12 protein-coding genes are annotated in these 12,647 nt (G+C 37.4%); 1 reads left to right on the top strand and 11 read right to left on the bottom strand.

The genetic code is table 11. The features are described 5' to 3' along the window. Positions 1-64: 64 nt before the first annotated feature. Positions 65-1,240: an MFS transporter gene (locus BN1609_RS00590; protein WP_088808922.1), complete on the top strand. Its 1,176-nt coding sequence runs from the start codon at positions 65-67 to the stop codon at positions 1,238-1,240. 213 nt (positions 1,241-1,453) lie between these two features. On the opposite strand, the gene BN1609_RS00585 is transcribed toward BN1609_RS00590, so the two are convergent. From BN1609_RS00585 to BN1609_RS00535, 11 genes are all read right to left on the bottom strand, one after another. Beyond that, positions 1,454-2,740: a toxin Cry1Ac domain D-VI-related protein gene (locus tag BN1609_RS00585; RefSeq protein WP_088840397.1), complete on the bottom strand. Its 1,287-nt coding sequence runs from the start codon at positions 2,738-2,740 to the stop codon at positions 1,454-1,456. A 299-nt stretch (positions 2,741-3,039) separates the two neighbouring features. Beyond that, complete coding sequence (locus tag BN1609_RS00580) at positions 3,040-3,810, bottom strand: ABC transporter permease (protein ID WP_088808944.1); 771 nt, start codon at positions 3,808-3,810, stop codon at positions 3,040-3,042. Then, positions 3,803-4,738: an ABC transporter ATP-binding protein gene (locus BN1609_RS00575; RefSeq protein WP_088808945.1), complete on the bottom strand. Its 936-nt coding sequence runs from the start codon at positions 4,736-4,738 to the stop codon at positions 3,803-3,805. The genes BN1609_RS00580 and BN1609_RS00575 overlap by 8 nt, the downstream gene beginning before the upstream one ends. 363 nt (positions 4,739-5,101) lie before the next feature. Next, on the bottom strand, positions 5,102-6,799 hold the full coding sequence (locus tag BN1609_RS00570; protein ID WP_088840396.1) for an aryl-sulfate sulfotransferase: 1,698 nt from the start codon (positions 6,797-6,799) through the stop codon (positions 5,102-5,104). A gap of 126 nt (positions 6,800-6,925) precedes the next feature. Beyond that, positions 6,926-7,687, bottom strand: coding sequence for an ABC transporter permease (locus BN1609_RS00565; protein WP_088808947.1), 762 nt, complete (start codon positions 7,685-7,687; stop codon positions 6,926-6,928). Between the two features lie 6 nt (positions 7,688-7,693). Further along, entirely contained in the window at positions 7,694-8,602 is a 909-nt protein-coding gene (locus BN1609_RS00560; protein WP_088808948.1) for an ABC transporter ATP-binding protein, read from the bottom strand. Between the two features lie 15 nt (positions 8,603-8,617). Continuing rightward, positions 8,618-8,941: a DUF1048 domain-containing protein gene (locus tag BN1609_RS00555; protein WP_088808949.1), complete on the bottom strand. Its 324-nt coding sequence runs from the start codon at positions 8,939-8,941 to the stop codon at positions 8,618-8,620. Then, on the bottom strand, positions 8,938-9,267 hold the full coding sequence (locus BN1609_RS00550) for a PadR family transcriptional regulator (RefSeq protein ID WP_088808950.1): 330 nt from the start codon (positions 9,265-9,267) through the stop codon (positions 8,938-8,940). The genes BN1609_RS00555 and BN1609_RS00550 overlap by 4 nt, the downstream gene beginning before the upstream one ends. Before the next feature lie 160 nt (positions 9,268-9,427). Then, positions 9,428-10,024, bottom strand: a complete 597-nt coding sequence (locus tag BN1609_RS00545; RefSeq protein ID WP_088840395.1) for a VanZ family protein — start codon at positions 10,022-10,024, stop codon at positions 9,428-9,430. Positions 10,025-10,105: 81 nt separating this feature from the next. Beyond that, complete coding sequence (locus BN1609_RS00540; protein ID WP_088840394.1) at positions 10,106-11,338, bottom strand: MFS transporter; 1,233 nt, start codon at positions 11,336-11,338, stop codon at positions 10,106-10,108. 4 nt (positions 11,339-11,342) lie between these two features. Continuing rightward, positions 11,343-12,620, bottom strand: a complete 1,278-nt coding sequence (locus BN1609_RS00535; RefSeq protein WP_088808953.1) for an ectonucleotide pyrophosphatase/phosphodiesterase — start codon at positions 12,618-12,620, stop codon at positions 11,343-11,345. Positions 12,621-12,647: the final 27 nt, after the last annotated feature.

The following is a 12,647-nucleotide window of genomic DNA, read 5'->3' as shown; positions in this document are numbered from 1 at the left end:
GACATATAAATAAAATAGCGATACACTAATAAAGTCGAAAAAAATAGAAAGAAGTTGAACGAACATGTTAACTGAACAACAGAAAAATACTGGTAAGTGGATTACTTTTGCGGCTTCGCTACTTGCCTTCATGGGGATCGGCATTGTCGATCCAATTTTACCGAGTATCGCTTCAAGTATTGGTGCCACACATTCACAAGTTGAAATGCTGTTTACAGCCTATATTTTCACAATGGCCATCATGATGATTCCAATCGGGATTATTGCCAGTAAAGTAGGAGATAAGAAGCTCATAGTTGGTGGTCTTTTCTTAGTAACAATTTTTGCACTCTTATGTAGTTTTTCAAATAGCATTGGTGCTTTATCCATTTTTAGGGCAGGGTGGGGATTCGGAAATTCGATGTTTCTAGCGACCGCTATGACGCTTTTAATTTCACTTTCTCATACAACCTCACACGCCATTGGCTTATATGAATCGGCGATGGGGCTCGGAATGGCATTTGGTCCATTGCTTGGTGGTGTTTTAGGGAATCTTTCATGGCGTTATCCATTTTTAGCAACAGCTATTTTAATTTTCATCGCATGTTTGCTCATTTTATTTAAAGTAAAAGCGCCAAAAAACACTACAGCCACGGTCGATAAAAAGCAAGTTCCAATTAAGCAAATGTTGCATTTGTTTACCTATAAACCATTCCTACAAATTTCGTTAAGTGGGATGTTCTATTATTATTGTTTCTTTACGATTCTCGCTTTTTCACCACTTGTCCTTGGATTATCTGCAATCAAAATTGGTTTTGTCTTTTTCGCCTGGGGTTTATGCCTTGCATTTGGCTCCGCCAAAGTTGCGCACGATTTAGAATCCAAATACAACTCTAAAACCATATTAAAGTTCACATTAATAGCCTGTGCGATCATTTTAATTTTATTAGGCCTTATTAACATTCTATGGGTTAGAATCGTCTTAATCGTCATCTCAGGCTTAATTTTAGGAATAAACAACGCATTGTTTACCACAACCGTTATAGAACATTCACCATATGCACGTAGCGTAACAAGTGGTGCATATAATTTTATTCGCTGGTTAGGCGCTGCATTTGCGCCGCTATGTTCAGGCATCATTAGCGAAGCATTCGGAACAAGTTATCCATTTTTAATTGCTGCCGTTTTAGCAATTGTTGGCATGGGCATTTTATTTTTGAAAGTACAACCTGTAGAACATGTCGTTGAAGCAATGGAATAAACAGTAAAAAACGTTTTCTTTTTAGAAGGCGTTTTTGTTTACAATAATTCGATACTTCCTATAATATATATTATGTAAACTAGAAAACTTGATATTAAAAGCTTGGAATGGTTATCTTTTTTCATTACCTGAAAATGATACACCACTCCAAGCCTATATGATAAGTCATGCTGAACATCTTATTTGATTAAAAAGTAAAAATAAATTTGTACTTCAATACTGCAATAATTCTTGCTCACTAGTTACGTTTACGATATAAGCGCCGCTATGCAATTTTTGTAAAACTGTTGCCATTTGACTTGTTGGTATAGCGACACAGCCAGCAGTTGGCGCACCATTGCTACAATGCAAGAAAAAACCTGATCCTGCGCCTTTTGTTCGGCTTGTATTATAGTTAATCACAACGCCATAACGATATTGCACCGGATAACTTGCCATATGTTCATCAGCACTGCTAGATGAATTTCGTTCTTGCCAAGTGTTGTACTGATTATCCTTTACATTTGAAATCCAGTAACTTTGATTGGTAATTTGTCTGAATGCTAAAGATGTACCCGGATTGCTTGTTCCAAAAGCAAAACCAAGGGAGTAAGCCCCTTTAGGTGTCCTGCTATGGTATTCATCCGCAGAACCAACGCCTTGCGAACCGACTTGGCCATAAGTAGAAAATACTTGCTTCCATGTTTCGCCTGATTTTTCCCAAAATTTCACATTTGCACTCGTTCCACTGGCTACGACAGTAATAATCTGATTCGTTTGTGAAGCAAGCTTCATTTTTGCAACAGTCGGTATGTTCGTGCTTGATGCTGATGGTGCACCGGAAGAATTATTGGAATTCGATTTACTTGATTTCGATTCCGGACTTTCTTGGACACTTGTAGCAGACTCTTTGGCCGAAGATTGAACATCATTCGAATTTTTGTCTGCCTGGCTTTCAGCTGAACTACTTGTAGCTGCTTTTTGCAATTCTTCGTTCCGAATAAGTAAATCATACGCTTTTTGTACATCTGCCAGCTGTTCTTTTTTTGATTTAGTCTGTAAAGTCCCATTAGTCACAGCTTTTTTCACACTATTAATGTCTTCACGAGTTACATTTTGCGCTAATGTTTTCTTCTGCTCATTTGAAAATAACGTATTCACTTTCAATTGGTTTGCAGAAATCTGGCTGACAAACTTATCTACGCGAGTTAATTTTCCTTTTAAATTGGCTTTCATTTTTTTATTAGCCAATTGTTGCACAAGTTGTTCAGCCTTCGTTTTAAGATCTTCGGAATACGTGTCACTCAATAATTCTTCAGTTTCAGATGCAAATAAGCGCTCCACTGCAGAAGTCGCATTTTTTTCTAATGCCATTTCTTGCTCCAATGCCACTTTTCTTGCCTCTTCTTTTTCTTCTACTGCCTGCACAGCTTCTTGATGTTTTACTAATACGACTGAAACTAAAACAACTAGCATCAAAAAGCCGCTAACAACGAACCAGATTATCTTCTTCCCCTTCATTCTTTCAACTCCTCGCCTAATATGTAAATTATTCCACTAATACTTATAAACAAAACAAATTATTTAACGTAACAATAGAAAAACCGACTTCTAATGTAAGAAGTCGGTTTTTCGTGACAGAAATGAGTTGGTAACTGTCTTGCAACGCCTGGTGAATACTTATATAATAGCATATTTTATATCGTAAAAGCTGTGAACAAAATACGAAAATTGCACATTAATTAGGTATAAAAATGGGTGTTTTACACATGAATTAATAAAGAGCATCTAGAATTGCTTTTCTAGATGCTCCAAATTGTTTAACTTCGCAACCCGCGCCCTTTTTCAATCAAATACCAGCAAATCGAGTAAAGTACGGCGATAAAGAGCACAAGAATGCCCACTGAAACCCAAAGCGATACATCGGTTTTTCCAAGAAAACCATATCTAAATCCTGAAATCATGTAAACAATGGGATTGATTTTTGAAACTGCTTGCCAAAACGGTGGTAGCATAGCAACGGAATAAAATACCCCGCCAAGATACGTTAATGGCTGCAAGACGAAGGTTGGTACAATAGATACATCATCAAAAGATTGAGCGAAAATACCATTTAATAAGCCTGCCAATGAGAATAAAATAACCGTCATCAGAAGTGAAATGATAATAATAGACCAAGAATACACTTGTAAAGGTACGAAGAAAAGGGAAATCATGGTAACGAGTGCGCTCACGAGGATGCTTCGCCCTAAGCCGCCAATGACAAAGCCCCAAATGATAACATGTGTGGGCACTGGCGCGATTAGCAATTCTTCAATATTTTTTTGAAATTTTTGTGAGAAAAAGGAAGATGACACGTTTGAATAGGAACTTGTGATGGCTGACATCATGATTAGGCCAGGCACGATAAATTCCATGTAGGAGAATCCCCCCATCTCCCCGATTCTTCCACCGATTAAATTGCCGAAAATGACAAAGTAAAGCGATGTCGTAATGACTGGTGGTACTAAGGTTTGCACCCAAATACGCATATAACGGTTTGTTTCTTTTACGGCTAAGCTTTTTAAGGCTGTATAATATAGATTAAACATGTTTCTCCTCCACTCGGTGCTCTTCTTCTGTGATTTTCAAAAACAGTTCTTCCAAGCGATTGGATTTATTTCGCATCGAAAGAACATTTATCCCTTGTTTCGAGAGCTGTTCAAATATTTCGTTGATTCCTTGATTGCGTTCCACTTCAACAGCGAGTGTTAACTCGTCTTCGAAAAAACTTTTATAGCCAGCAATTTCAGGCTTTTTATCATAAGGTGCCAGATCAAAAAGGAACGTTTCAAATTGGAGTTTCGCGAGTAGCGATTTCATGCTGGTGTTCTCGATTAGTTCGCCTGTCTGAATAATCCCGATGTTACGGCAAAGCATCTCTGCTTCTTCCAAATAGTGTGTCGTTAAAATAATCGTTGTTCCCTGCTCGTTCAGCTCTTTCAGGAACTTCCACATCTCACGTCGAAGTTCGATATCCACACCGGCAGTTGGTTCATCTAAAATAAGCAAGCGAGGCTCATGCATGAGTGCACGGGCAATCATTAGGCGACGTTTCATACCACCTGATAACATACGGGCGCGTACATTGCGTTTTTCCCATAAATCGGATTGTTTTAAATATTTTTCACTGCGTTTAAGCGCTTCTTTGCGGGAAACTCCGTAGTAACCAGCTTGGTTTACGACAATTTGTTGCACCGTTTCAAACGGATTAAAGTTGAATTCCTGTGGAACTAGACCGATTTGTTGCTTGGCACGAACTAATTCTGTATCTAAATCATAACCGAATACATTCACTTTGCCTGATGATTTATTGACAAGTGATGTAATAATCCCAATTGTTGTTGATTTTCCGGCACCATTTGGACCTAGTAGAGCGTAAAAATCACCTTCTTCTACAACTAAATTAATTCCACGTAAAGCTTCTACGCCAGTTGCGTATACTTTTCTTAAGTCTTTTATTTCAAGTGCATGTGTCATTTAGTGTTGATCTCTCCTTATTTTAAACAGCTCGCCCTGTTTTGGGCACTTTGCTATTATACCACATCATTTACGTAATTTTACAATAATGGAACCCCAAAAAGAGCCCCTTCCAAAAGGCTCTCTTTGAGTTTGTTTTCATCATCCCAAAAGATGATAAATTGATTCACCGTGATGTTGATGAATCATGTTCACTATATCACAAATTAAGTGTCAAAAACGTAAACTTCCCCAGAAACCCCATTTTTCGTCTTAAACGACCACATATACAGTGAATTTATACACTTTTTATGTATTTTTCTGAAAAGTAATTGCTAAAAAGCGTATGACTCTCGATTAACGACAGTCATACGCTTGCTTAGTTTATTTAAAATAAAATCCTTTAAAATCATACTTATACACGCGATAAGAGGTTACTCCGTTTCCGCTTAATTGATAAGTACGAATAACTTGATGATTTTTGTCATATTCAGTAAATATACCTTGTAATCCTGGATTCACGAGTAGATTATCCCCCATTTCTTGAACGCTACTCACAAAGGCAGAGTACGGGACTTCTAATGAGTCGACCAGTTCATACGTGCCTTTATTCTCATCAACTAAATATTTAGAATAGCGACTGTAATCACCATCAGTACTTTGGTCAGAGAAGCTATCAGGATATGCCGACCAATCGAAATTTGTTCGGGAATCCATTATTTTTGAATTATTGTTAAACATATATAAATAATACTGCCCCTCTTCCAATGTGGCATCTTCAACATATGTCACCGAATGTTGACCGAGTTGTGAAACAAAATCGCTTTCTTTTTCCAGTACAAAGTTAGAATAATTCCCTACACCTTTCCAAACACTCTCATCTGAAATAAAGTAATCGATTGACAAGGCGTCCTCGATATTACTGAGCTTCATAATTGTAGAAGTTTCTCGTGAGCTAACAATAATGCTACCATCTTCAACATATTGAATTGTATTTAAATGAATGGGATCCCATTTACCTGCATAGCTTGTGATAGTCTCAATTCCGGTTGCCAGTTGGTATAAATCAGGTAGCAACGCTTTAAAATCAGCAATTTGTTTGACCTTACCTGTTTTAGTGTTGATTTGAACAATTCTGTCCTCTACCAAATTGTCTTTTTCTTCTGCTTCTTCACTTGTTGCAAGCGCTAATAAATTGCCTTCTTTATCCAAAGTAAAGTCGTGGTGTAAGTTATAGCCCGCGCTTCCTACATCATAAACTTGTTCAACTTGCCCTAACTGATTAATTCGAGCGATTTTTTCTGCTGAAATTCCGTAATACATGGACTGCTCATCAAACACAAAACGCATAGAGTTATAAGAAAGAATGGGATATTCGCCTCTTATGATACCGTCGTTATCCACTAAGTAAGTGGCTCTTTGTGATACATTTTTATCACCAAACACCGTGTACAAACCGCTTGTTAAGGCTTTTTCGCTTGTCCCATCAGTGACTTCTAATGTGTTTTTATCTTTACTTACTAATTTTGGAGGTGTATAGGTTAATGTTTTTGTCGTTTCATTTCCCTCCTTATCTGTTACTGTTAAGGTAATGGTATTTTTAACACCTGCTACAAAGCCAATCGCTTGGAATTCATGTGTTGTTTCGTATTCATTTTCTGAACTATTTGCCTCTCCTACAAAATCGGGATAACCTGCTGCAGATATTTGGTAACTTACTTTACTGACTTTCTCAGTTTCAAAATATATGTATACACTCGTTGTATTCGTTAAATACGGATTTGATAATGCTAAAATTTGAGGGAATTTATAGTGACCTGCTGCTTTTTTTGCTGCAATTAATTGAGCAATTTGTGCTTGTTTAGCCGTATTGAAAATATCTTGATAGGCGTTTATTCCGATATTACTATAATCAAGTACTTCTACATCTTTTGAAGTTGCAACCGATAAACTAAATTTTGTTTTTTTATCTTCATTTTGATCAGCTTCTGCTTTAAGACTTTGGGAAAAGAGATAGGCGCAAACGATGCTACTTAGCCCTATTAACATGATAATTGTCCAAATAAGCGATTTTTTCCTCATTATAATTCCTCCTTGCCACTTCAGTATTTTTAGCTTAGCGTATAGATTTTAAAATTCTATGACAATATAGTGAATTTATTCATAAAAAAAACCATTCCAATTGGAATGGTTTTTTTTATGATTTAATTATACTTTCCGATAAACTCTCATACCTGCGATGTAAGAAATAACAAGTAAACCAGCAATCCAAGCAAGTGATAGCCAAGCATCGCTCGTAAGCGGCTGGGCGTTAAATAGGTCACGCAACGTCTGAATAATTGGTGTCATCGGCTGATTTTCTGCAAAAATCCGTACAAACTTGTTCATTCCTTCAACTGGAACGAATGCTGAACTAACGAATAAGAGCATTAAGATGACATAAGAGAATGCGCCTGCGCCTTCAATACTCCCTGCCATTAAGCCAAACGGGACTGAGAGCCATGTTAACATAAAAGCGAATAAAACAAGGAGTAAAATAATGAGTAGCCATTCTCCGAAGTTTGCATCTGAACGGAAACCAATTAGTAGTCCTACTAAAAGAACTGCTGCACAGGAAATCATCATAAAAATAACAGATGCTAACACGTGTCCACCTAAAACTGCTGACTTCGCGATTGGCATTGATTTAAAACGTTCAAACATTCCTGCCGATTTATCGAGATTTATTCGAAGCGATGTATAGGCTGAGCTTGACGCAATTGTAATAAGCAGAATCCCTGGCATAATGTAATCCACATAATCTTGATGGGATAAACCTTGAATCTGCACGGAACCACCGAAAATATATACCATACCTAGCATAATCATAATTGGCATAATCACAACTGTAATCATCGTATCAATACTACGTAAGTTGTGTTTAATAATGCGCCCTGATAGCGCGAAAATATCACTGAAATACTCTTTCATTATTGTTCACCCTTTCGTCAGTGTCACGAATACATCGTCAAGCGTAGGACGGATTGTCTCAAAATCAGTCGGCTCAAGGTGATGGTCGTTCAACACTTTTAAAATATTCAAAATAGTTGTCATTTCTTCAGTCAGTTCAATAGAAATTAGTTCAGGGGCAAGCACTTTTGGTTCGAAATCTATCAAAACTTCTTTTGCTTGCTTTAAATCCTCTGGGGAGAAAGTCAAATGTAGTCTGTTCTCACCCGCCAAGCGTTTCATTTCTTTAGGCGTTCCGGTTGCAATAATCTTTCCATCTTTCAAAAAGCCTATGGTGTCTGCCAATTGATCGGCTTCTTCCAAATATTGCGTCGTTAAGAAAATGGTTTTCCCACTACTTTGGAGTTCCCGAATTACTTTCCACAAATCAAGGCGGCTACTTGGATCAAGACCTGTTGTAGGTTCATCTAAAAATAAAATTTTAGCATCTCCTACTAAACTCATAGCCAAGTCGAGTCTTCGTTTCATTCCCCCTGAATACGTGGAAACAATTTTGTCTTTCGCATCTAACAAGCCAAATTGCTCTAAAAGGGAGAGTGCAACGGCTTTAGGATTTGAAACGTGTCGTAGCTTACCAATCAGTACTAAATTTTCTAGACCGCTTAATACCTCGTCAACACTTGCATGCTGGGCATTGTAACTAAACACTTTTTGTGCTTCGCGCGGGTCTTTATCAACTGGTAGTTGGTCAATTTCAACTTTCCCTCCGTCGCTATTTAAAAGCCCTGTCACAATTTTAAGCAATGTGCTTTTTCCAGCACCATTTGCACCAAGCAATGTATAAATACTACCTGCTTCTACTTGAATGCTCACATCTTCTAAAACTGTTTGTTTTTTGAAATTTTTCTTAATATTCCGAATATCGATAATAGGCATCATAGCCTCTCCTTTCTATTTAAGCGTTTTTCTAAGTGCATTCCGTTGTTTTTCCATCCAAGTTTCTTCTGGAAATTCATTTAATAAATTGTCTGCAAACTCTGCCAAATCATCACCAACAACATCGCGTACATCTAGCTGGTCCTCTACGGCACTTTCAAACATTTCAAGAACACTCGTTAAAATATCCATCATGCCTGAGCCTTTTGCGAAATTCCATAAATACGTTTGAATGCCCTCCATGACACGGCGATACTCAGTTGGTAAGGCAGCAACACGTTTTTTATAAGCTTTATAGGCACGCTTTTCCTCGCGGTATTTTTTATACCAATTCATCATTTCGCTTCCCCTCCTTCTACCTCTACCATTTTAGCTGCAATAAAATCCCAACGTTTCCAAAAACTTGCTAATTCTTCTTTACCCGTATCATTTAACGTGTAAAACTTTCTAGCAGGTCCTACATCGGATTTTTTCTTTTCAACTTCTACAAGGCCTTTCTTTTCTACACGCATTAAAATCGTATACACAGTACCTTCGACAATTTCATCAAAACCTAAATCATTCAAATACTTAGTGATTTCATAACCGTATGTTTCTCCTTTAGAAATTTTCTGGAGGATCATGCCTTCTAAGACACCTTTTAACAGTTCTGTCAATCCTTTCATAAGGTCCACCTCTCTACTTTGTATTACTAGGTACAACTATATAGTAATACAAAGTAGTAGATTCGTCAACACTTTTTGTTTAAATTTTTTTATAAAAAAGAGCACTCTCACGAAAAAGGGGCTTCTTATGCCATTTATACGCAAAAAAAAGCCAATAGTTTCATTGACTTTTTATGATTTTCTTTTTCATTGTCATAAATACTTTTAAACGAATTAATGAATATCCAGTCATAATGCCTAGCACATTTAAAAAGATATCCCCTGTATCAAAAAAACCGACGGCGAGTATAAATTGAGTGCTTTCGACTAACGTAATTAAGATGATGGCTGTTAGTAAAGTGCTAATAAAGTTCCATCTATAAAATAAAAAGCCGATTGGAATAAAAGCTAAAATATTCCCTGTCGTAATGACGCGTAAATTCCCTTCTAAAAATGGAAAAATAAAATCAAAAGTTTCAAAAGAAAAGCCTTGAACATGACTAGCTTTACCAAATAATAGGACAATCAAGCTAGCAAAATATAACATATAGGCTAAAATCGTTAACTTCTTATTAAAATTCCATTCGATCAGCTGTACGCCGATGAGATAAATAAAAAGTGCCGTTAGTCCAATCACGATGTAATCTACAAAACTATATATTTCCATAATGTGATGTAAGTAAAATAATAGCCAGCCTTTAAAATAATAGACGTAAAGATAAAGCGCTAGCGCTACGGAAACAAAAGGTAAGATTCCGATAGAAGCTATTTTTTTCATTTTGTTTCCTCCTAACTTGAATGGTTTATATTAGTATAGCGCTAACTTATAAACAATTCGTTAAAAGGATTTAAAGAAAATTTAAATTCGTTCCTCACGTACAAATAAAAATAAAATCCCGCCAATTAAAAATAGTACGATTAAGCTGGCAACACCATAAGAGGTATTTCCAGTCAGTTGTGTGATGATACCCATTAGTGCAGGGCCAATGATCGCGGAGAATTTACCAAATATATTGTAGAAACCGTAAAATTCATTTGACCGCTCTTTTGGAATAATTTTCCCGAAAAAAGAACGACTCAGTGCTTGAATGCCGCCTTGACTTGTTCCTACAAGCACTGCTAAAATCCAAAAATCAAGCGTTGTTTTCATGAACACTGCATAAACACAAATGATAAGGTAGACGAAAATGGCGACGAGAATCAACTTTTTCGCCCCAAAGTGCTTGGCTAAAAAGCCGTAAAAAATAGTGAACGGGAAAGCAATCAGTTGCGTGACCAACAAAATGATGATTAACGTTGTGTCCGTAATCCCTAAATCAATGCCATATGATGTCGCCATTCGAAAAATGGTATCGACACCATCAATATAAAAGAAGTAAGCGATTAGAAATAGCGCTATCGTGCGGTATTGGCTAATTTGCCGAAGTGTCGTAAATAAACGCTTAAAACTCGTGCGTACTGGATTTTTCACTCGCTCCAGAAAATGCTTTTGATGAACATTTCTAAAGAAAGGAACCGTAAAACCAAGCCACCAAATCGCTGTAAGTAGAAAACCGATGTTCACTAAAGCCACTTCGCTAATGGGCAGTATTCCTGTTGCTTTTAAAATGATAAAAATCACAAATGGAATCGAACTTCCCAAATAGCCAAACGCATAGCCTGCTGACGAAATCCGGTCCATCCGGTCATTCGTCGTCACATCAACTAAAAAACTATCATAAAAAATATTCGCGCCCGAAAAACCAATTAGAGATAGCGCATAAAGCCCAAGCAAAATAAACCAGCCATCGTTTGGCACAAAAACGAATGAAACCGTACATAAAACCCCTAAAAGCGTAAAAATATTAAAGAATCTTTTTTTGAAAAACTGGTAATCCGCAATCGTCCCAAGAATCGGTGCCAAACAAGAAATGAGCAAAGTCCCAATTGAATTCGCATACCCCCAGTAAGCCGTTGACATATGATCGCTTACTCCAGCACTAGATGCTAAACTTTTAAAATAAATCGGCAAAATCGCCGTCGTAATCATAATGGAATAGGCGGAATTCGCCCAATCTTGAAGTATCCAACTTTTCTCCTCTTTTGTAAACATTCACTTATTCTCCCTCAAAAATGTCTGTGATGACTTGCCCTTCGACTTTTGGCATCTTAAAGCCCAAAATTCTTGCAAAGGTTGGCGCCTCGTCAATTAAACTGGCTTGCTCCACTTCTTTTCCGCGTTTTATTCCCGGACCGCTTAGAAGTAAAGTCGTTTCGTAATCTTTTTTCTGCGGGTGATACCCATGCACGGCGTTGTAGTAATCTGGCTGCCCGATTTTCTCTGGTGTCACTTCTTCAACGAGTGGGCCGTCGATGTTATCCATGAAATAACAGCCAGGGACCCCTTCTACCATAAATGTCGCTTCCGCGTCTGCACCTAAGCGAATGATTTCCGTTGAATTGTATACTTTCTCAATCCCTGGTAAACTTTGCAGTACTTCGAAAACTTGACTTTCAAGTTCAGGATTTTTTATGTAAATATAAGCAGATCCATCACAACTTTTCGCATATACTTGCCACGTCTCTATTTTATTGTCATTGCCAGCGCTAAGCCAGTTATACTCCGCGAACAAAATATTAAGGCGCAAAATCGTGTCGACGTCAATTTGATAGTGGTCACCTAAAACCGCAAAAACACTTTTTTCAAAAATACCAGCCTCTTTGGTAGCTTCAATGATTTCCCCTAATCGTTTATCGTGCCTTTGTAACGCTGATTTCGCTTCATCTGAAGTCACTCCGTAGCGATGCCGCATGCTGTCCATGTCAACAAAGTGCGCCATTAAAAGACCCGGTTTCTTCGTTTGAATCGTATCAATGACTGAAGCCGTTATGAAATCATCCAATTGCGGCTGTTCAATCCCATTTCGCAAATGACCGTATTTTTTATTCATATTTAAAAGAAAAAGTGGCGAACTCCCCCAAAGAGAGACCATCACTTGATTTAACCAAAAACGATTTGGGAAAATTTCCGCGATGTTATAATCGATACCGCTCTGTGCAGCAACAGGCCATAAAAAAGAAGCCGTCTTATATCCTTTCGCTTTCGCCAGTTCATATAATGTCGGAACTTTAATAGCATCTTTGTACCAATACCAATCAGGCGAAGCTTTATCAGGCTGAATTTTTGTATTATTTACAATGCCATGAGCGAGCGGATAATGCCCCGTTATAATTGAGGTATGAGCTGGATATGTAAGTGAAGGATAAACTGAGCGAACTTTTTTAACGTGAGTGCCTTGTTCCTTTATCTTTTTAAAATTTGGTAAACTTTCAATATCTTCCAAATCTTTTGCGCCTAAAGCATCAAAAGAAATTATAAACAAATGTCTATCCAATACTACGCACCTCTTTCTTTTCCCATT

The organism is Listeria sp. ILCC797 (genome assembly GCF_900186185.1).
Taxonomy (GTDB): Bacteria; Bacillota; Bacilli; order Lactobacillales; family Listeriaceae; genus Listeria; species Listeria goaensis.
Note: the sequence above shows the minus strand (reverse complement) of the source record. Positions and strands in the feature narration are given on the sequence as shown.